The sequence below is a fragment of the Nocardioides kongjuensis genome (genome assembly GCF_013409625.1).
Classification (GTDB): Bacteria; Actinomycetota; Actinomycetes; order Propionibacteriales; family Nocardioidaceae; genus Nocardioides; species Nocardioides kongjuensis.
In genome coordinates, this window is the sequence record NZ_JACCBF010000001.1 from 5,618,593 (window position 1) to 5,636,958 (window position 18,366).

At 71.8% G+C, this 18,366-nt stretch carries 24 protein-coding genes; 6 read left to right on the plus strand and 18 right to left on the minus strand.

From position 1 onward, the window contains the following. The first annotated feature begins 118 nt into the window (after positions 1–118). Positions 119–826, plus strand: coding sequence for a TetR/AcrR family transcriptional regulator (locus BJ958_RS26920; protein WP_179729818.1), 708 nt, complete (start codon positions 119–121; stop codon positions 824–826). Here the strand turns inward: BJ958_RS26920 and BJ958_RS26925 are convergent. The 3 genes from BJ958_RS26925 to BJ958_RS26930 form a co-directional block, all read right to left on the minus strand. After that, complete coding sequence (locus tag BJ958_RS26925; RefSeq protein ID WP_218866764.1) at positions 816–1,220, minus strand: type II toxin-antitoxin system PemK/MazF family toxin; 405 nt, start codon at positions 1,218–1,220, stop codon at positions 816–818. The genes BJ958_RS26920 and BJ958_RS26925 overlap by 11 nt on opposite strands. After that, entirely contained in the window at positions 1,217–2,629 is a 1,413-nt protein-coding gene (locus tag BJ958_RS27435) for a PH domain-containing protein (protein WP_218865988.1), read from the minus strand. The genes BJ958_RS26925 and BJ958_RS27435 overlap by 4 nt, the downstream gene beginning before the upstream one ends. Positions 2,630–2,697: 68 nt before the next feature. After that, entirely contained in the window at positions 2,698–3,180 is a 483-nt protein-coding gene (locus BJ958_RS26930; RefSeq protein ID WP_273520146.1) for a PH domain-containing protein, read from the minus strand. Between the two features lie 172 nt (positions 3,181–3,352). On the opposite strand from BJ958_RS26930, the gene BJ958_RS26935 reads away from it, so the two are divergent. Next, positions 3,353–4,549 (plus strand): GGDEF domain-containing protein, encoded by a 1,197-nt coding sequence (locus BJ958_RS26935; RefSeq protein WP_179729819.1) that lies wholly within the window; start codon positions 3,353–3,355, stop codon positions 4,547–4,549. A 19-nt stretch (positions 4,550–4,568) separates the two neighbouring features. On the opposite strand, the gene BJ958_RS26940 is transcribed toward BJ958_RS26935, so the two are convergent. Then, on the minus strand, positions 4,569–5,138 hold the full coding sequence (locus BJ958_RS26940; protein WP_179729820.1) for a hypothetical protein: 570 nt from the start codon (positions 5,136–5,138) through the stop codon (positions 4,569–4,571). Positions 5,139–5,257: 119 nt separating this feature from the next. Here BJ958_RS26940 and BJ958_RS26945 point away from each other — a divergent pair, with 119 nt between their 5' ends. From BJ958_RS26945 to BJ958_RS26960, 4 genes are read left to right on the plus strand one after another with little or no spacing between them, the layout of a single operon-like run. Next, on the plus strand, positions 5,258–6,127 hold the full coding sequence (locus tag BJ958_RS26945) for a tyrosine-type recombinase/integrase (RefSeq protein ID WP_179729821.1): 870 nt from the start codon (positions 5,258–5,260) through the stop codon (positions 6,125–6,127). After that, on the plus strand, positions 6,124–6,309 hold the full coding sequence (locus BJ958_RS26950; protein WP_179729822.1) for a hypothetical protein: 186 nt from the start codon (positions 6,124–6,126) through the stop codon (positions 6,307–6,309). Before BJ958_RS26945 ends, BJ958_RS26950 begins: the two co-directional genes overlap by 4 nt. 17 nt (positions 6,310–6,326) lie before the next feature. Next, a complete protein-coding gene (locus BJ958_RS26955) occupies positions 6,327–6,554 on the plus strand; it encodes a hypothetical protein (protein ID WP_179729823.1) in 228 nt (75 codons plus the stop codon). A gap of 25 nt (positions 6,555–6,579) precedes the next feature. Continuing rightward, positions 6,580–6,909 carry a hypothetical protein gene (locus BJ958_RS26960; protein WP_179729824.1) on the plus strand — a complete coding sequence of 110 codons (330 nt, stop codon included), beginning with the start codon at positions 6,580–6,582 and terminating at the stop codon, positions 6,907–6,909. A gap of 1 nt (position 6,910) precedes the next feature. Here the strand turns inward: BJ958_RS26960 and BJ958_RS26965 are convergent, their stop codons facing one another. The 14 genes from BJ958_RS26965 to BJ958_RS27030 all read right to left on the minus strand — a co-directional run bounded on the left by BJ958_RS26965 (position 6,911) and on the right by BJ958_RS27030 (position 18,361). Next, positions 6,911–7,120, minus strand: a complete 210-nt coding sequence (locus tag BJ958_RS26965) for a hypothetical protein (RefSeq protein WP_179729825.1) — start codon at positions 7,118–7,120, stop codon at positions 6,911–6,913. Continuing rightward, entirely contained in the window at positions 7,117–7,413 is a 297-nt protein-coding gene (locus BJ958_RS26970; RefSeq protein WP_179729826.1) for a hypothetical protein, read from the minus strand. Before BJ958_RS26970 ends, BJ958_RS26965 begins: the two co-directional genes overlap by 4 nt. Then, complete coding sequence (locus BJ958_RS26975; protein WP_179729827.1) at positions 7,410–8,123, minus strand: exonuclease/endonuclease/phosphatase family protein; 714 nt, start codon at positions 8,121–8,123, stop codon at positions 7,410–7,412. The genes BJ958_RS26970 and BJ958_RS26975 overlap by 4 nt, the downstream gene beginning before the upstream one ends. After that, entirely contained in the window at positions 8,120–8,653 is a 534-nt protein-coding gene (locus BJ958_RS28320; RefSeq protein WP_179729828.1) for a M15 family metallopeptidase, read from the minus strand. The genes BJ958_RS26975 and BJ958_RS28320 overlap by 4 nt, the downstream gene beginning before the upstream one ends. Further along, a complete protein-coding gene (locus BJ958_RS26985) occupies positions 8,650–9,255 on the minus strand; it encodes a collagen-like protein (protein WP_179729829.1) in 606 nt (201 codons plus the stop codon). Before BJ958_RS26985 ends, BJ958_RS28320 begins: the two co-directional genes overlap by 4 nt. Continuing rightward, complete coding sequence (locus BJ958_RS26990) at positions 9,252–9,524, minus strand: hypothetical protein (RefSeq protein WP_179729830.1); 273 nt, start codon at positions 9,522–9,524, stop codon at positions 9,252–9,254. The genes BJ958_RS26985 and BJ958_RS26990 overlap by 4 nt, the downstream gene beginning before the upstream one ends. Beyond that, on the minus strand, positions 9,521–12,709 hold the full coding sequence (locus tag BJ958_RS26995) for a tail fiber protein (RefSeq protein WP_179729831.1): 3,189 nt from the start codon (positions 12,707–12,709) through the stop codon (positions 9,521–9,523). The genes BJ958_RS26990 and BJ958_RS26995 overlap by 4 nt, the downstream gene beginning before the upstream one ends. Then, positions 12,709–16,011 (minus strand): phage tail tape measure protein, encoded by a 3,303-nt coding sequence (locus tag BJ958_RS27000; protein WP_179729832.1) that lies wholly within the window; start codon positions 16,009–16,011, stop codon positions 12,709–12,711. The genes BJ958_RS26995 and BJ958_RS27000 overlap by 1 nt, the downstream gene beginning before the upstream one ends. 85 nt (positions 16,012–16,096) lie before the next feature. After that, on the minus strand, positions 16,097–16,444 hold the full coding sequence (locus tag BJ958_RS27005) for a hypothetical protein (RefSeq protein ID WP_179729833.1): 348 nt from the start codon (positions 16,442–16,444) through the stop codon (positions 16,097–16,099). A gap of 29 nt (positions 16,445–16,473) precedes the next feature. Beyond that, entirely contained in the window at positions 16,474–16,845 is a 372-nt protein-coding gene (locus BJ958_RS27010; RefSeq protein WP_179729834.1) for a phage virion morphogenesis protein, read from the minus strand. Beyond that, complete coding sequence (locus BJ958_RS27015) at positions 16,842–17,249, minus strand: hypothetical protein (protein ID WP_179729835.1); 408 nt, start codon at positions 17,247–17,249, stop codon at positions 16,842–16,844. Before BJ958_RS27015 ends, BJ958_RS27010 begins: the two co-directional genes overlap by 4 nt. Continuing rightward, the gene (locus tag BJ958_RS27020; RefSeq protein ID WP_179729836.1) at positions 17,249–17,629 is read right to left on the minus strand and encodes a hypothetical protein; all 381 of its coding nucleotides are present in this window, start codon (positions 17,627–17,629) and stop codon (positions 17,249–17,251) included. Before BJ958_RS27020 ends, BJ958_RS27015 begins: the two co-directional genes overlap by 1 nt. Before the next feature lies 1 nt (position 17,630). Then, positions 17,631–18,017 carry a hypothetical protein gene (locus tag BJ958_RS27025; protein ID WP_179729837.1) on the minus strand — a complete coding sequence of 129 codons (387 nt, stop codon included), beginning with the start codon at positions 18,015–18,017 and terminating at the stop codon, positions 17,631–17,633. Between the two features lie 2 nt (positions 18,018–18,019). Beyond that, entirely contained in the window at positions 18,020–18,361 is a 342-nt protein-coding gene (locus BJ958_RS27030) for a hypothetical protein (RefSeq protein WP_179729838.1), read from the minus strand. Between the last annotated feature and the right edge of the window lie 5 nt (positions 18,362–18,366).

Consider the following 18,366-nt stretch of genomic DNA (forward strand, 5'->3'; position numbering starts at 1 on the left):
TCCAGGGACGAAACGAGAGCGGTGCTCTCTGATCTCGAGCATGCATGCCCTGGAGACGAAAAGCAAGAGCACTGCTCACTTTTGAGTCTGGTGTTCACGAATGTGGCATGATGCCGTCATGGCCACCACCCCGCGGGCGCGCGCCCGGGCGCAGACGATGGAGGACATCACCCGGATCGGGCGCCAGCACCTGGCGGAGTACGGCGCCGCAGCGCTCTCGCTGCGTGCCGTGGCCCGCGACCTCGGCGTGGTCTCGTCGGCGGTCTACCGGTACGTGAAGAGCCGCGACGACCTGCTGACCCTGCTCGTCGTCGACGGCTACGACGAGATGGCCGACGCGGTCGAGACGGCACTGCGCCGGCCCGCCGTGGCGCGGGCCGGTCATCGCGACCGGTTCCTGGCCTTCGGGAGGGCGGTGCGGGCCTGGGCGCTGGTCGAGCCCGCCACCTACGCCCTGCTGTACGGCGCCCCCGTGCCGGGCTACGAGGCGCCGGCCGAGCAGACCACCGGGCCCGGCACCCGCGTGGTGCGGGTGCTGCTCGAGCTGGCCGCCGCCGCGCTGGCCGACGGCGCCCTGACCGTGCGGGAGCCGGTCGCCCCGGTGCCGCCGGCGCTCGTCGCGGGCTTCGACGAGGTGCGCGAGCAGTTCGGGATCGACCTGCCGGACGAGGTGCTCGTCGTCGGCGTGCTGGCCTGGGCCGGGATGTTCGGCTGCATCAGCTTCGAGGTGTTCGGTCAGTACGGCCCGGGCGGGTTCGGCGACCCGGAGGCACTCTTCGAGCACCACCTGGCCACGCTCGCCGAGGACCTCGGGCTCAGCGCATGAACCGCTGCCGTGCCGCGATCACCTGGGCGTAGAGAGCCGGGGCCAGCGCGGCCCCCTCGCGACGTACGCCCGTGACGGCCAGGACCAGCAGCCGGTTGAGCCGCACCTCGCTCGGTCGCCCGCGCGGGTCCCAGGCGCCGGTGCCGATGTCCATCCAGTACCTGCCGGCGGCGGCCTCCTGGGCCTCGTCGCGGTCGTGGTCCTTGCTCGTCATCGCGAGGGCGTGCACGACCTCGCGGCCGTCGTTGCCGGTCGCGGTACCGATCACCAGCACGGGCCGGTCCTTGCCCTGACTCGGGTCGTCCTCGTAGGGCACCCACGCCCAGACGACCTCGCCCGGGTCGGGTCGGTCGTCGTCGACGGGAGCGTAGGTGCCGTCGGGCTGTCCGCTCACCGCGACTCCAGGAACTGCCCGACCAGGCCGGGGGTCGCGGCCTCCGCGAGGGCGATCGCCGCGTCCACGGGTACGTCGGGCACGTGCACCTGTCCCTTTCCGCCGGCCGTCGTGGCGGCCAGCGCCACCAGCCCGGCCCGGCGCTGGAACCAGGTCGCTCGCTGGTTCCAGCCGATCACGTGCCCGGCTGCGACGGCGTCGCGGCTGCGCAGCACCGAGCCGGATCGCATCACCACGTGGCCGTCGACGAACGCGTGACCGAGGGCCCGGGCGCGGTCGGTCGCGAGGGCGAGCGCGACGGCGAGCGGGAGCAGGGCGACGACCAGCAGCCAGGCCGGGCCGCCGGCCAGGACGGCGAGCGCCGCGGCTGCCACGAAGGGCAGCGAGCCGAGCAGGGCCCGGGTGTAGCGCCGGGTCGTCGCCGTCCGGCCGTGGGGGAGCAGGGCGGTGCTCACCGGGGCCGGGGTGCCGAGCACGGCCGACGCGACGTCGTAGCCGGTCGCTCGTGGGGCGGGCGGCAACAGCATCGCCGAGCTGGCCTGGTCGCCGCTCAGGCCGGTGACGATCGCGCCGACCCGGCGGCCGCGTGCGACGCGCAGGGCCGCCGGCTCGCCGATGCTGACGCCAGCGAGTCGCGCGACGTCGATGCTGGTCTCGCGGCGGGTGAGCAGGCCACGGCGGACGTGCCAGGCGGCGCCGTACCGGCTCAGGACGAACCCGCCGTTGGTCACGAGGTAGCCACCGACGGCGAGGAGGACGACGAGCACGATCGCGGCGAGGACGACACCGACGACGAGGGTCAGGTCGACGGCGGCGAGGTCCTCCTCGCTCACCCGGATCTGGATCGACTCGTTGAGCTGGGCGCCGGTCGCGAGGATCGCGCCGAGCCCGACGAGGGCGGTGCCGCTGAACGGCGCGTACCACAGCCAGCGCGGCACGAACCGCGCCACGACCTGCTCCTGCTCGACGGCCTCGTCGGCCGGCGCGTCCCCGGCCGCGGCAGGGCTCGCGGTGTGCAGCAGCTCGGCCCGCAGCCGGGCCGCCTCCTCCTGCGGCAGCGCGTCGAGCGCCAGCCGCTCGTCGCTGTCGCTGGTGACGCTGCCGGTGCCGATCACGACCGTCGTCAGCCCGAGCAGCCGGTGGACCGGCGAGGCGGTCAGGTCGACGGTGCGCACCCGGTCGACCGGCGTCGACAGGGTGTGTCGCTGGAGCAGGCCGCGCTGCAGCTCGACCCGGCCGTCGGCGATCCGGTAGGTCGTGGTCAGGTACCGCACCACGCCGAGTCCCACCGGGATGCCGACGCCGAGCAGCGCCCACGGCCCGGTGCCGGACGCGCCGCCGGCGACCAGCAGGCCGACGAGGACCGGCAGGAACCTGCCGACCTCCTTGATCGGGTGCACGAGCAGCATGCGGGGATCCAGGCGTTGCCACACCACGGACGGGGGCGGCGGCGGGGGAGGCGGCGGGGGAGGCAGGCTCACGTCGCGTCGCCCTCGACCAGGTCGGCCTTGCGGGTCAGCTCGTCGACGAGCGCGAGCGCGACCGGGCGGTCCAGACCCTCGATCTGCAAGGGCCCCGCCGCCGAGGCGGTCGTCACCGTGACGGTCGCGAGCCCGAACAGCCGCGCCAGCGGGCCCTGCGCGAGGTCGACCGTCTGCACCCGCGACATCGGCGCGATCCGCCGCTCCTGCGCCCACCAGCCGCGCTGCGTGTACACCGCGTCGGCCGACACCTCCCAGCGGTGCACGGCATAGCGCCACTGCGGTACGACGACCGCCACCGTCGCGCACACCACGACCGCCAGGGCGAGCAGCCACCAGCGCAGGCCGTCGGGTCCGAGCAGCACCGCCGCGACCCCGAGCCCGATCGCCACCACGAGCGCGGTGATCCCGGTCTCGACGTGCCACATCAGGCGGGCGCGGGGACTGACCCGGTGGGCGGGATCGCGCAGCTGGTTCACGCTGGCGAGCCTAGATCAGCCCCAGTCGGGTCTCTGGTCCGCACGTCGGCGGGACGATCGTCCCGGCGGTCGTGCCGCCGATTCGCTCCAATTGACCATGGCCAGAAGGCCTTCGGTCATGATCGGCGCACTCGTTCCCGCGACGCGACGGGGCCGACCTAGCCTTGACAGCATGCTGGACACCCTGACCCTGCGCGTGGCCTTCGGCCTCGTGGCGGCATGTGTCCTCGCCCTCTTCTACGGCGTCACCTACCGCTCGACCCGGTCGTCGTACAGCGGATGGTGGTGCGTCTCCCTGGCCTGCTTCATCGTCAGTGCGTCGCTCTTCCTCGGCAACGGGACGCCCGTCCAGGTGATCGCCAACCCGTTGGGCAACACGACCGGCGTCCTCGGCGCAGCCTGCGTCTGGGCGGGCGGTCGCACGCTCCGCGAGCACCGGGTCCGGGCCTGGCAGCTGCTCCTCGTGCCGGCCGTGGTCCTCGTCGTCTCGCTCGCCGACGACCCGCGCACCGACATCTGGTCGGGCGGCGCGGTCTACCTGGCCGGCATGGCGCTGCTGATCGGAGCCTCGGCGCGCGAGCTGACCCTGCTCCTGCGCGCCCTCGCGCCGGGCGGGGCGACCCGGGCGCAGTACCGCTTCGTGCTCACCGCGATGGCGCTGGCATCGGCGGTCATCTCGGTGTTCTACCTGGCGCGCACCATCGCGTTCGTGGCCGTGGGTCCAGCGCATCCCTTCTTCCAGGCCGTGTTCGGCGGCCAGGTCACCACGCTGCTGATGATGGTCCTGCTCGTCGTGGTCACCTTCAGCATGTCGGCCCTGAGCCACGAGCAGCAGACCTCGGAGCTGCGCCTGCAGGCGACCCGCGACGGTCTGACCGGGCTGCTCAACCGGGCCGAGTTCCTCCGGGCGGCCCAGCGCGAGATCGACCGGGGCCCGGTGCGGGCCGATGCGGCGGTGGTCGTCGCCGACCTCGACCGCTTCAAGAGCATCAACGACGGCCTCGGTCACGCCGCCGGCGACCGGGCGCTGACAGCGTTCGCCGACGCCTGCCAGGCCGTCGTGGGGCTGCGGGGCGTGATCGGGCGCCTCGGCGGTGACGAGTTCGTGCTGCTGGTCCGTGGGGCCCCGGCCGAGGCGGTGGTCGACGCCATCGCCCGGCACTACCGGGGCGACGGCGAGGTCAGTGCGATGCCGACGGTCAGCTTCGGCATCGCCTCGGTCAGGGCCGGCGACGACATCGCCCTGGCCCTGGCGTACGCCGACGAGGCGCTGTACGAAGCGAAGGCCGCCGGCCGGGCCAGGGCCGTGCGGGCCGCGCGACACGACGACCGCCCACCGTCGCTGGTGGACGGTCGTCGTTCCGCGTGAGGGGGGCGCGATCCCCGGGTCAGCCCCGTGCGATCCGCTTGGACAGGTGCAGGTCGTTGTCGATCGCGCCACGGCTGAACCCGTCGTCCATGACGATCTTCTGCTTGCGCATCTGGGCGGCGCCGGCGCCGACACGCACCCACGCGGGCGTGCCGAAGCAGGCAGTCGGGACGACGAAGGTGACGGCCTTGCGCTCCAGGGTCGCGGTGAGTCCCTCGCACGGAACCTCGTCGAACTTGCGCGTCAGGGACACCCCGGACTCGCCGAGGAACTTCATGTAGGTCACCTCGAACCTGCCGGACGGGGCCTTGAGCTGTGCCGCCAGGAAGAGCCGCTTCGTCGGCAGCGGACCGCGGGTCCGCAACCGGATGGTCAGGGCGTCGAGACCGTGGCTGACCTCCACCCGTCGGACGTCGACGCGGCGCTCGTCGGCCGCGGGGTGCGTCCGCTCGCTGTCGATGTCGCCGACCCGGACGTCGTGCGCCGGGTCGGTGTGGACCAGGTCGGCGGCGGAGGCCAGGGCGGGGGTGGTGAGGAGGAGGCCGGCCGCGCAGGCGAGCGCGGCAACGGCACGAGGCACGGGGTTCATGCGGGCCATCCTCCGATGGATTGGTCGCCGGCGCCGGCAAAAACGGCGAGCTCGCCGGTTAACAAACGCTATGCGCGACACCAGGACGAACGTCCCGAATTGGTCGTCGCGGTGGCGGCGTGAGCGCGCTGGTGCTACTCCAACAACCCCATGCCAACAAGCACGAAGGGGTGTTGACCATGACCACCGACCGCAGGATCTCGCTCGACGAGTACGCCGACTGGATGCGCGCCCACGACGCGTCCAGCTCGACCATCGCTCAGCGCGTGAAGTTCGCTCGAGGTCGGTGCACGGCATGGGGATCCCTCGGCCAGCCGGCCCACGTCGTCGCGGAGTGGCTGGACCAGTTCGACGGCCGGACCCGCAACACCTACCGGGCTCACCTGATCAACCTGTACGCCTGGCTGGTCGAGGCCGGACACGTCGACGACGACCCAACGAAGCTGCTGCAGCGGGTGCCGAACCCACGGCCACGGCCACGACCGCTGACGTCGGAGGAGATCGACACCGTCCTCGATCGCGCCACCGGGCACCTGCGGGCCTGGATCCTGCTCGCCTACCTTGCCGGCCTGCGGGCCCACGAGATCGCCAAGTTCCGGGGCGAGGACATCGACCGCGACCGGGTCACGGTGCTGGGGAAGGGCCGGCAGCTCGCGGTGCTGCCGACTCACGATGACCTGTGGGAGCTGGCGGGCGACTTCCCGCGTCGTGGGTTCTGGTTCCCGAGCGAGCGGCGGTCGTCCGGGCACATCGCCGCGGCGACGGTGTCTGGCGGCACGAAGCGGCTGTTTCAGGACCTGGGGATGCCGGGGGCGATCCACCGGGTGCGGGCAACGTACGGCACGTCGCTGCTGCGTAGCGGCGCGAACGTGAGGGTGGTGCAGGACTTGATGCGGCATCGGTCGCTGGCGTCGACGGAGCACTACCTGTTGGCGACGGAGGATGAGCTGTCGGCGGCGATCAAGACGTTGGGAAGGAGGGCGGCATGATGGAGGACCGGGAGCGGTTCCCTGAGGCGGCTCGGAAGGATCTGCGGGCGGCGTACGACGGCTTGCCGCTGACAGCGGACCAGCGCCGCTACCTCGCCTGGGTCGAGACGTGGGATCAGCCGACGCTGAATGCGCTCGCCGATGTGATCAGGACAGCGCGTGCGGAGGTCCTCACCGCCTGACGCCGTAGCCTGCAGTGATGACTGCCCCGGCCGCGCACGTGTGGGTGCGGAAGCCTCACGTCCCGATGTCGTGGCCGGGGCTGGTCGTCGACCGGCGGCGCGCCGCTGACGGCTCCTGGGAGGCGCTGGTCATCTACATCGACCGGATGACGGTGCGGGACAAGGTCATCCAGGAGTGGGTGCCGTACTCGTGGCTGACCCCGGCCACCGAGGGGCGGCCGGGGATCGGTTCGGCGTACGGGTGACGTAGGCACGTCGTACCCTCCCGGCATGAAGAACCTCGTTCTCGGAGCCGGTGCCGTCATCCTCGCGTCCAGCCTCACGGCCTGCGGGTCGGGGGCCGGCGCTGACGCGTGCGAGACCTACAAGGACGCGGTCGCCGAGGACCCGGCCGCGGTCGCCGACCTGGTCGCGCTCGCCGACATCAAGGACATGCTGTCCGACCTGGACAAGCCGACCCGCCGCGCGTTCGCGTCGCTGATCACCGCTGCTGACGCCAACCCGTTCTCCGCCGGCGGTAGCGCCGGTGCCGTCCAGGAGGCTGCTGCCGAGGTCCGGTCAGTCTGCCTGGCCGAGCACGACGTCGAGATCCCGAACTGACCTACTCGAGCGCGAGCGGCTCGTCGACCGTGGGGGTCGACACGATCGCGTAGTGGACGGTGCACCGGTCGCACACGACCTCGATCGGAAGGCCGGCGGGCTGGTCGACGGTCCGGGCGTCGACGACCCGCCAGGTGTGGCCGTAGGCGGCGCAGTCCTGGCGGGCGAGCTCGAGCTTGGCGTCGGCGAGGGTGAACAGCTGCTCGCTCACAGGACACCGCCCTCCCCGCCGTTGCGGCGGTACGCGTCGAGGTCGCGCTGGATCTGCTGGCCGCGCTCGAGCGCAGTCAGCTGGTCGGCGTCGACGCGGATGCTCACGCCCTGGGGGCCGGCGCCGACGTTGAGCCCGGCGAGCGCCATGGCCGCCGTGACCTCGGCGCCCCACAGGGCCAGCTCGAGGTCGCCGATCCAGCCCTTGGCACGGGCGTAGACCACGACGGGCGTGCCGAGCACGTTGAGCAGGTAGAGCGCGATGCGGACGCGCCGGGGGACGTTGACCTTCATCGGGGTGCCTTCCGGTTGAAGCGGATCCGCGCGGACAGCGCGATGTGGAAGTCGACGCCGAGCGGGGTCCGGTGGACCTTGTCGACGACGACGTGGTGGCCGGACGCCGGGACGGCGATCAGGTGGTCGGTGTGCGACCGGGCGGCCAGCACCGCGCGGGGGTGGAGCTCCTTGATCGGGAGGGCCGGCCGCTGGCGGTTGAAGTCGCCGGACACGACGACGTCGGCGCCGGTCGCGGCCTCCTCCTGGACGATCTCGCAGAGCCGGGTCCAGTGCTGCTGCCAGCCCTGCCGGCGGCTGGACTCGAGTCGGTCCGTGGAGCCGTTGAACGCGCCGGCGACAGTGTGGGTGTTGATCCGGGTCAGGAGCTGGCCGGTGACGCGGTGGCGGAGCCGGACGATGACGACGTACCGCGCGGGTGACACGTGGTCGATGCCGCGCATGACCTTCTCGCGCTCGACGCTGAGGCACTCCCACGCGAGCTGGTTCCACGTGACGGGGGTCCGGATGGCCATGGCGGCGGTGCGCCAGGTCGGGCGGGGGAACGCGGCGCGGAGCGCGGCGGCCTCGTCGACGGGGCCGTCGCTCTCGCCGATCTCCTGCCAGCCGACGATGCCGCGGCGGCCGTTGGTTGCGCGGACCTTGCCGAACGCGTGGCGCTGGGCGGCGGGGCGGCCGCGGCCGACGTTGACGGTGGTGTGCCGGGTCACGACTCGATGACCTTCCGTGCGCCGGGGTTGGCCGCGAGGATCTTCCGCCCGCGCGGGCTGTCGAGCAGCGCACGCGCCTTGCGCTCGCACGCGCCGATCCCGCGGTCGATCTCGAAGTGCATCTCGTCCGGCCGGCCGCGGTACTCGCCGCCCCAGCGGATGCACCCGGCGTAGAACCCGTTGACCCGCGAGAGGATCAGCTTCTCCTCGGCGGGCGAGAACGTGTCGGCGCGGCCGAGCGGGTGCTGTGTGGCGTTGAGGTCCATCGCGGTCCCGCTGGCGTGGTTGGACAGCGCCACGTAGCCGCGGACCGGGCGGAAGGCGTACCCCCACTCGTCCCAGACCCCGGCGTCGATGTCCTCGACCTTGCGGTCGAACCACATCGCCAGGTGCACGAGGAGGAATCCGGTCGACCCGTCGCGCAGGGCGAGGTGTCGGCCGGTGCCGGGGATCCGCCAGACGCGGAGTCGGGGAAGGGGGCCGGTGACGCGGCCGTCGAGGGCCGGGTAGCCGTTCTGGGACGTGCTCACTGCTTGCCTCCTTGGGCGGCGGGGATCGTGGGTTGGCAGGCGAGGGACACGGACCCGTCGCCGGCGACGGTGAACCCGGTCATGACCTCGCCAGCTGGGCAGGAGTAGGTGCCGGGGACCGCGGTGCCGGCGGGTCCCTGCGGGCCGGCGGGACCGGGGTCGCCCTGCGGGCCCTGGGCGCCGTCCTTGCCGTCCTTGCCCGCCGGGCCGGCCGCGCCGTCGACGCCGGCCTGCCCTGTCGCTCCGGTCGCCCCGGCCGAGCCCGCGGCGCCACGGCAGCGCGGGTAGCCGAGCTCCTCGACGCACGACGCACCGCGCGGGCCGGGCGGGCCCATCGGACCGCGCAGCCCGGGCGCACCAGGTGCACCGGCGGGCGGGTCGTCGGGCTCGACGACGGGCTGCTGGCCGAGGAGCCGCACCTGCTCGGCGAGCGCCTGCGCCGTGGCGAGCGCGTCGTCGGCCCGCTTCCCGTTGGCCTGCGCCTTCTCCTCGGCGGCCGCGAGCCGATCCGTGACGCGGTCGAGGACGAGGTACACCGACAGCACCGACATGGCCACGATCAGCGTGACGAGGACGGCGGCCAGAATCCGGAGTCGCTTCATCGCGACCCTCCCTGCTGGATGACGTAGATCACGAGCGCCGACGTCAGGACCGGGAGCAGGAGCGACGCCACGAGAGTCCGGGACAGCCAGGTGAGGGTGCCCTTGATCTCCTTGACCGACTCGCGCAGGCTCGCGACCTCGGCGCGGTCGGTCTCGCGCTCGGCCTCGTAGACGTCCTTGCGGACGAGCTCGGTTCGGAGTTGATCGACCGAGAGCTGCAGGCCTCGGACGGCGGTGACGAGCGGGTCGTTGGAGTCGGTCACGGTCACACCGCCCTGATCACGGGAGTCAGCGCCAGCCACGGGTTCATCACGTCGAACGGGGTGCTGGTGCCACCGGTCGCCGTGACACCGAACGCAGGCGTAGGGCCGGAACCCATCAGGGACGACCCGGTGTACCCGGTCGGGTGGCCACCGGGCAGGTTCGCCACGGCGAGTGTCTTCGTCGGGCCGCCGCCCGTGGTGCCGAGCGCCTTCGTCCCGGCGCCGATCGGGAACCGGTCGACGAGGTTCGGCACGTTGAAGTTCGCCCCGGACCCGCCGTACGTGTAGCCGATCACGGCGAAGAGGTACGGGTACGACGCGACCGCCTTCGACGACCCGTCGCACACGAGCTTGGTCGAGGGGACCTTGCTGGTCGGGCCGGCGAACCACTCGATGACCCCGACGTCCGGGGACGCGTCGGACTGCACCGGCGGCTGGAAGATCGGCGACGCCACCCCGCCGTTGGCCGCGAACGTCAGCGTGAGCAGCCAGCTTCTCGTCGTGACCACGTGCTCGATCCCGGTCACCCGCAGGTTGGCCGAGAGCGCCACCTCGGTGTTGTTGACCTTGACCAGGTCGTAGAGGTCGCGCAGCGCGTGTGCGTCGACCCGTGCGAGCTTGGTCAGCGGCAGCGTCACCGACTGCACGCGCCGGGACGGGGTCTTGTTCGCGGCGATGATCGCGGCCGCGAGCGTGTCGACCTGCGCCTTCGACAAGCCGGTGACGGTGAACTCCTTCAGGAACCGGCCGTAGGTCTCGATCGACGTCGCGTCCTCGTACGGCCCGTACGTCGTCTCCGTGGTGGTGCCGTCGACGCCCAGGGACTGCACGGTGAACGCCACGGCGTTGATGCAGTCGTCGGTCGCGAACGTGACCTTCAGGTCGCTGTACGTCGTCTCGTCGAGCACGACCGGTGCCGGCGCGGGCAGCGAGCCGGGGTCCCACGCGTTCACCACGCCGCGGCGCGATACCCACGCGTACCCGGCCCGGGTGTCGCGGGTCAGCGCTACCTGGGTCAGCGCCGAGGCGTTGTCGTTGAAGGTGGTCGGGGTCGCGGTCGCGACCTGGTTCCCGGACCCGTTGACGTTCCACGGAACGCCGGCGCCCTCGAGCACGAACGGCAGCTCGGCGATCGTGGCGACACCCTGCGGTCGCTTCGCCTGGGACAGCGGCTGGCCGGCGTCGACGAGGTTGACCGTGATGGTGGCCCGCTTCTCGTCGGGGAGCTTGGGGTCCTTGAGCTCGTACTCGACGCTCGCGGTCAGGAGCTTGCCGGTGATGAGCTCTTCCCAGACGCCGGCGACGAGGGCGCGGAGCCGGGCGCGGCGGCCGGGCCGGATCAGGGCGGAGTCTGCGGGGTCGAGGGTGCGGCTGATGATGGTCGCGTCGAGGGTGCCGACCTGCAGCTCCTGCCGTACGACGCGGAGCTCGTGGGACTCGCCGATGACGTTGAGGTACTGGACGGGGTCGAGGTAGCCGAGGTTGCTGTTGACGGCGGTCGCGTACGGCAGGGTGACGGTGGCGGCCTCGGTGCTGGTCGAGTTGTTGGCCGTGCCGGTCCACGCACGGTCGTAGAGCGTGAAGTCGCTGGTGCTGTCCGGGGTCGAGCCGTCGAAGTAGGGCCCGGTCTCGGAGGTGGCCTCCTCGAGGATGACCTGCTGCCAGTCGGTGTAGGACAGCGCGCTGCCGCCGCCGTGGTAGAGCCGGATGAAGGCCTCCGTCGCACCGGACGGCAGCGTGAACGTGAGGGAGCCGCGGCCGCCAGTCACCGGGCCGGTGCTCAACTCGGTGTAGGCGCCTGCCCCGACGCGGTGGAAGACCACGATCGCGTCGGTGCGGTCGCCGAAGTCACCGCCGGGGTGGTTGGTGCCGACCATCCCGGCCGACACGGTGTAGGTCTTCCCGGCCTGCATCCCTAGCCGCATGGCGCCGGTGTCGCCGCCGACCGAGACGAAGGTGTCGGGGTTGGCCGAGGTCGGGCGGACCCGCACCACGGGCCCGATGCCGCCGAGGTTCAGGTACTGGATGCTCGCGTTGGGCCCCGCCGCGTAGCCGTTCAGCGCTGCAGAGGGCAGCGGGTCGAGGACCAGGTTGGTTCGGGTCGGCAGCGCCAGGGGGGAGCGTGTCGTGCCGCCGTAGTCCCATCCGCCGGCGTCCGGGGTCGCGGCGTCGAAGTAGGTCCCGACGCTGTTGGCCTGCTCGACCATGAACGCGTCGAAGTAGTGCTGCTCGCCGGCGGCGGCGGTCACGTTGACCTCCAGCGCGAGGGTGGCCGCGGACGCGGGCGCCGTGACCGTCCCGGAACCGAGCGTCCATCCGCCTGTGGTGTTCGTGAGCGAGACCGGGCTGCCGCTGCCGAGGTAGGTGCCTGTGGCGTCGTACCACTGCGGGTAGACCTTCCATGTCCGCGCCGTCGTGGCGGCCTTGCTCTGCGTGGAGATCGCGTAGATGGCGCCTCCCGTCACGGGGATGCCGCGGCGCCCGTCGAGCGTCCAGAACGAGCCACCAGCAGTCGACCCGTGGGTGTACCGCAGCGACGCCGCGCCGACGTAGGCCTGGGCGGTGGACCGTGCGATCGCGGCGTCCCCGGCGGCGACCCAGCCGGCCGTGTCGGTCTCGAACGACGGGTTCGGGACCAGGTTCGCCCGGGACTGCCCCAGCACGCCCGACGTCGCGGCCTTCGCGACCGTGACCTCCTTGAACGTGAAGGTGTGCGCCCCGCCCGGGTTGGTGCCTGTGTTCGTCGCGTAGACGTCGAACCGCAGCCGCGCCCACACCGTGCCCGCCGGCGCGAGCTGGGCGCCGAGGTTCCCCACGCCGCTGTTCCGCGCCAGGTACCCGGTCTGCGTGCTCGATGAGATCACCGCGCCCGCGGAGTTGATCCACTCGAACCGCGCCCGGAAGTAGTACCCCGCCGTACCGCCGGTCGCGTTCCACCGCGCCGCGGCGTACTGCCCCGCAGCGACCGGCATCTCCTCCGTGGTGAACCACGACGCACCCGCGACACCGGTGTACGTCAGCGCCGCGCCGCCGTCGATCTTCGACCCGACGATCGTGGTGATCCAACCCCACCCACCGAGCTCACCGGACGGGTTCTGCACGAGGTTGACCAGCCCGGTCGCGTCGGTCTCCACCTCGAGCCGCAGCACGTCGACCGTGTCGAACTCCTGCACCGCCACCGACGACACCATCAGAACGTCGTCCCCAGCACGCCGTTCGACCGGGCGTAGTCCAGGTCCATCTGGATCTCACGGCCACGCTGCAGCTGCGACACCTGCGCAGCCGTCAGCCGGACCGCGATCGTCGTGCTCGACAAGCTGCTGGTCAGCACGTCGGCCGAGAGCTGCGGGTTATCGAACCCCTTGACCAGCGAAGCCGCCAGCGACGCACCGGACCGGGACGCCACGGTGTCGTCGATCCCGATCGAGAGACCCGCGACGACGTCCTGCCCGATGCCCTCGAACACCTTGCTGGGCGACTTGCTCTTGAGCTTCTTCTTCGTCGCCTTGATCAGCGCGTCACCGAGCTGCTCGGCGATCGCCTGCAGCGCCGCCAGCTGGGAGTTCAGCCCGTTGATCAGCCCCTGGGCCGCATCGACGCCGGCCTGGTAGTAGCGGCCGGCCATGTCCTGCCCGAGCCGCGTCCCCGCGGCCGCGAGCCGGCCCTGCAGCTCGTTGATCCGGGTCACGGCCTCCTGGCCGCCGGTCTCGATCGCCTCGACCGTCGCGAGCGCGGCGGACGGGCCGGCGGCGAGGATCTGGTCGATCGACTCCTTCGACAGCCCCATCCCGGCGAGTTTCTCGGACAGGTCGACGAAGCGGTCCGCGTCGTTGGCGGCGTTCTCCAGTTCGTTCAGCAGCGACGTCAGCGACACCGTGCCGTCGTCCTGCCGGCCCAGCTGCGTGATGTTCCCGGTCGCGGTGACGGCGTCGCGGGCGGCGTTCGCGTAGTCGTTGTACGCGCTCGTCGCCTGCTCGAGCAGCCCGCGCGCGTCCTCCAGCTTGGCGTTGATCGCGTCCTGGGCCGCGCCGTTCGCTCGCAGCGCGGCGTACTGGTCCTTCAGGGACTTCAGTACCGCCTTCTCGCGCTTCTCGTCGTTCTTGCCCTTGATCGACTTCTGGATCAGCTTGGTGATCCGGTCCAGGGTGGCCTCGACGCCGTCGAGCCCGCCGGTGACGCCGGCGAGGATCTCGGCGACGGCCTTCTTCCCGAGGTTGACGGCGGCGCGGCCGACGACAGGCGTGGTGGCGTCCATCCCGACCGCCATGCCCTCACCGAGCATCCGGCCGACCCAGATCGTCTCCCGCGACGGAGACCGAGTCGCGGCGCCCGCCTTCGCGCCGTCGACGCCGGCCTTGCCCATCTGGTAGCCCTTGCCGAAGATCGGCACGATCCACCGGTCCATGCCGTGGTACTGACCGGCGCCAATGTTGGTGCCGACCTCAGTGCCGCCGACGAGCGCCGGGCCCTTCGCGTTGTCAGTGGCGCCCTGGACTCCGCCCTTCAGCTGCTGCTTCAGGGCCTTCAGGCCGGGGACGAGCCCCTCGGTGGCGCCCTCCGGGATCGCCCTACCGGCCTTCTTCCCGCCCTCCTTGGCCTTCTTCGGCGCCTCGACCCCGACCGCCGCCGAGAACCGGTCGACGTCCTTCACCGCCGACGCGACCCCGGTCACCTCGAGCACGGTCTTGACCTGCGCCGGCGTCAGCGCGTACGACCGCGCCAGCGCTCGGACCTCCCGCTTCGAATCGACCAGCCCCGGCGTCTCGATCTTCGTGATCACCGCGTCCGGGATCTGGGCCATGACGAGGATGTCCTCGCGCTTCGCCGCCGTCGCGTTGTTGATCTCGCCGACCTCGGCCTTCAGCAGGTCCAGCCGCTCCCGACGGCTCGTGAACTCCTCGGCCATGGCCTTCGCCTCGTCGCTTCGCCGCGACGTCGACGTCTTGAACTGCTCCTCGTACGACGCGACGAGGCCACGGATCGCCTGGTCCTCAACTTCGATCGCAGACAGCAGCGTCTTACGCGCGTTCGTCTCGCCGAGGATGCCCTGCACGAGCGTCGCCTTGTCGATGCCGAGCTGCCCGGCCGTCGACAGCAGCTTGCCGGCGCGGAGCTCCTCCAACACCATCGCCTCGGTGGCCCGGGTCGTCGCACCGGTGACGTTGTCCAGCGTGGAGGCGTACGTCGCCCACGTGGTCGCCGACTCGCGTGCGGCCCTGTCGGCCTCGCCCGTCGCCTGGGCCAGCCCCAGCAGTCCACCGGCACCAGCACCGATCGCAGCACCCCACGGGCCGCCGACCGAGAACCCGAGCAGCGCGCCGCCGGCCGTCGACGACAGCAGGCTGATCGCCTCGTTCGACGACGTCGCGCCCTGCGTGAGCGCGACCATCCCGCCGACACCCGCAGCGGTCCGCATCGCCGACCCCATTGCCGCCGACCGAGCCGCCGCCGCGTCCGCCGCCGTGGTGTACTTCCCCACCGCGTTCGTCACCACCGTGGTGGCCGCCGCCACCTTCGGCAGCACCAGCGCCGCCACACCGGCCTGAGCCGCGAACTCCTTCACCGGAGCGGGCAGGTCCGAGAACAGCTCGACCGCCTCCCCGACGACGTCGACCGCGCCCTGCAGCGCGGGCACGACGGTGTCGCCCACCGTCGACGCCAGGGACGCGAACTCGTCGCTGTTGTCCGACAGCCACCCGTGGAGGTCGTCGAGCGCCGGGACGACGTCCTCCGACGCCCAATCGGCGGCCGCCGACAGCGCCGGGATCAGCAGGTCGGAGAACTTCGCCTCCAGATCCTCGACCTTCGCGCCGAGCCGCTGCCCCTTCCCAGCGATCGTGTCCGACTCCCGACCGAACTGGCCGGCCGTCTTCGACGTCTGCTGCATCAGCAGGTCGAGCCGCGCCTGCTGCTCGGCCTGCTTCCGGGCCGACCCGGTCAGCTTGTCCAGACCCTGCGCCGCGAGCCGCGCGTTCACGTCGGACTGCTTGATCGAGACGCCGTACCGCTCGATCGGGTCGGCCTCGCCGCGCAGCAGCGACGACACGGACTCGATCGCTTCCTTGGTCGTGCCGCCGTACGTCGCGGCCATGTCGGCCGCCCGCCGGGTCAGCTCGGCCGTCAGCTTCGTGACCTGCTTCAGCGGAGCGCCGGAGTTCGCCAGGGTCGCACCGGTGACGTTCGCCAGCTCGCGGTACTCGTTGGCCGACAGGCCGACCGCCTCGGCGGCCTTCTTCGATCGGGCGATGACGGTGTCGGCGTACTTCCCGAACACGGTCTCCGTCGCGCCGAGCGACTGCTGCGCCGCCGACCCCGCGCGCACGGAGTCGACGCCGAGCTTGACCAGCGCCGCGGTGCCGGCCAGCGCCGATGTCGCGAGCCCCCGCTTGATGGTGGACCCCATCTTGGAGAACCGGGCCTCGGCCGCCGCCACGTCCCGGTTCAGGGCACGGAAGTCACCCCGTCCCCGTACGACGACCTCAGGATCCGCCACGGTCCCCGCTCCTTCTCGTCAGCGCCTACGCCGGTTGACCTCGTGGATGAATGCCGCGCGCTCCTCGAGCGGCATCAGGTCGTACTCAGACGGCGGGATCCCCGTCGCCAGACAGAACCGGGCCTTCTGCGTCAGCCGGTGCGCCCTCATCCGCTGCAGCTGCGCCAGCCGGAAACGGGTCGTCGGCGGCCGCCTCCTCGGCGGCGTTGTCGGTGCCGAGCACGAACGTGAGGATCTCCGAGTACGTGGCCCGCTTCATGTAGTCGAGGTACGACAGCGTCGGCTCGTCCCGCTTCGTGATGACCCATGCGATCGCGCCCCAGAGACGGACCTTCAGGGAGCCCTCTTCCTCGATCTTGTGCAGCGGGACACCGGCGGCCTCCTCGGCCTCGGCCTGCTCCAGCGCGTTTAGGGTGTTGATCCGTGCGGTCATGGTGGTTCGTCTCCTGGTGTGGGTGGTGGTCAGCCGAGACCGACCGCGTCGATCTGTCGCTGGATCTCCGGCGCCAGTAGGTCCACTGCGTCGCCGCGCAGCGCCTCCTCGGCCCGGCTCATGAAGTGGTGGCCCTCGATGCCGTGCGCCGGCCAGCCCCGGTCCTGCACGCCCGCGTAGACCAGGTCCGACGCGAACTCGACGCCCATCGGGCCCGCCGTGGCCTTCAGCGAGTCGACGAGCCGGCCGGACTCGACCGGCACGACCGGCTGCGCCGCCGACTCCATCCGGGCCCCGATGAGCGCCCACGCCCGCGACAGGTTCCGCAGACGCAGACGCAGAGACGCGAACGCCGCCCGCACCGGGGCGGCGTCCACGTCCACGTCGAGGATCTGCGTCACGCGGTGACCTTGGTCGGCTCGCCGACGATGTCGATCCGGAAGTCGTAGGTCCAGGTCTCGCCGGCCTGGCCACCGACCGGAGGCTTCCGCGGGATCTTGCAGTTGCCCGTGTACTTGGGCTTGTTCACGGTCGGGGTGACGCCTGCGCCCATCGGGTCGAAGACGAACGCGACCTCGGTGCCAGCGTTGTCCCACAGCATCGTGTGGAACGACGTGCCGGCCAGGTCGAGCAGCGCGGTGATCTGGAAGAACCAGTTCACCGGGGTGCCGTTGGCGAGCTCGGCGAACGTCTGCGTGCCCGCGTCGCCGTCCTCGTTGTCCATCACCACGGAGGTGCCGTCCGCGTTGAACTGGACGCCGTCGACCGTGAAGGTCAGGTCCTTGCCGTCGTACTTGGTTGCCATCAGGGTTCCTCCGCTAGTGCCTCGATGGAGAGGACCGACCCGACGTACTTCGAGCCGGAGACTGTGACCACGCCCGGCCGCGACGCGGCCTTGATGTCGTGGTTCTGGTTGAGGGCGCGGTACGCGTCCTCGATGAGGTCATCGATCAGCGCGGCCGCCGCCTTCTCCCCGCCCTCACGGGGGACCAGCAGCAGCACGTCGACGTTCGCCTTGACCTTCCGGAACGGGATCCGCTCCGTCGCGTCGGGCCGCTTCAGGTACGGCTCCGAGGGGACGACCAGAGCGCACGGCGGGGTGATGACCTCGCCGATGTAGCCGAGCGCCTTGATCCCGGCCGTGGTCAGGTCGCTGGTGATGCTGTCCCGCAGCTCGTTCAGCACCTCAGACCACCGCCTCGGTGGTCGGGTTGTGGCCGCCGAACACGAACCGGCCCGCGGCACCGATGCCGAGGAACCGCGCGATGTCCGGGTCGTCGCGGACGATGCCGGCGTACCCGTCCTCGGACGCACCGACGATCCCGACCGGGGACCGGCGCCGGTCGTAGGTCCGCCACACCAGGAACGCCGCGCCGAGGACGACCTGCGGGGTCGGGGTGAAGGTGAAGACCTCGGGGTCTCCGCCGTCGCCGACGAGCAGGTCCTTCCGCTTGTCCTCGACCCATCCCCGGACGCCCGGGACGATGCCGTCCAGGTCGCCGGCGGGGAGATCGGACGCGACCGAGCCGAGCACCGCGGTGACGGTGCTCGGCTCCAGCCAGGTGTCGGCCACGGCTACTCCGCGTCGTCGGCCTCGAGCGCGGCGAGGAGGTCCGGCTTGTTCTTCCCCGTGGGGACGATCAGGTCGGCCTCGTCGCGGCCCTCGTTGCGGCGCTCGAGCTCGTCCTTCAGCTCGGCCGCGGTCATGTCGCCCAGCGCCTTCACGCCCGGCTCGTAGCCGGCCGCCCGGGCCCGGCGCACGATCGCCCGCGCGAACGCCACCTGACCGCGGACGTCCTCCTCGGCCTTGCGGGCCTCGTAGGTCGCGGCCAGGGACTGCACGTCGACGTGCAGCTCGTCGACGTTCACCGACGCGATGTACGCGTCGGCCTGCTCGATCAGCTTCTCCGCGCTCATCGAGA

Coding starts and splice junctions, on each gene's coding strand:
- BJ958_RS26920 (WP_179729818.1), top strand. CDS start 119: ATGGCCACCACCCCGCGGGCGCGCGCCCGGGCGCAGACGATGGAGGAC.
- BJ958_RS27435 (WP_218865988.1), bottom strand. CDS start 2,629: ATGCTGCTCGTGCACCCGATCAAGGAGGTCGGCAGGTTCCTGCCGGTC.
- BJ958_RS26935 (WP_179729819.1), top strand. CDS start 3,353: ATGCTGGACACCCTGACCCTGCGCGTGGCCTTCGGCCTCGTGGCGGCA.
- BJ958_RS26940 (WP_179729820.1), bottom strand. CDS start 5,138: ATGAACCCCGTGCCTCGTGCCGTTGCCGCGCTCGCCTGCGCGGCCGGC.
- BJ958_RS26950 (WP_179729822.1), top strand. CDS start 6,124: ATGATGGAGGACCGGGAGCGGTTCCCTGAGGCGGCTCGGAAGGATCTG.
- BJ958_RS26955 (WP_179729823.1), top strand. CDS start 6,327: ATGACTGCCCCGGCCGCGCACGTGTGGGTGCGGAAGCCTCACGTCCCG.
- BJ958_RS26960 (WP_179729824.1), top strand. CDS start 6,580: ATGAAGAACCTCGTTCTCGGAGCCGGTGCCGTCATCCTCGCGTCCAGC.
- BJ958_RS26970 (WP_179729826.1), bottom strand. CDS start 7,413: ATGAAGGTCAACGTCCCCCGGCGCGTCCGCATCGCGCTCTACCTGCTC.
- BJ958_RS26985 (WP_179729829.1), bottom strand. CDS start 9,255: ATGAAGCGACTCCGGATTCTGGCCGCCGTCCTCGTCACGCTGATCGTG.
- BJ958_RS26995 (WP_179729831.1), bottom strand. CDS start 12,709: ATGGTGTCGTCGGTGGCGGTGCAGGAGTTCGACACGGTCGACGTGCTG.
- BJ958_RS27005 (WP_179729833.1), bottom strand. CDS start 16,444: ATGACCGCACGGATCAACACCCTAAACGCGCTGGAGCAGGCCGAGGCC.
- BJ958_RS27015 (WP_179729835.1), bottom strand. CDS start 17,249: ATGGCAACCAAGTACGACGGCAAGGACCTGACCTTCACGGTCGACGGC.
- BJ958_RS27030 (WP_179729838.1), bottom strand. CDS start 18,361: ATGAGCGCGGAGAAGCTGATCGAGCAGGCCGACGCGTACATCGCGTCG.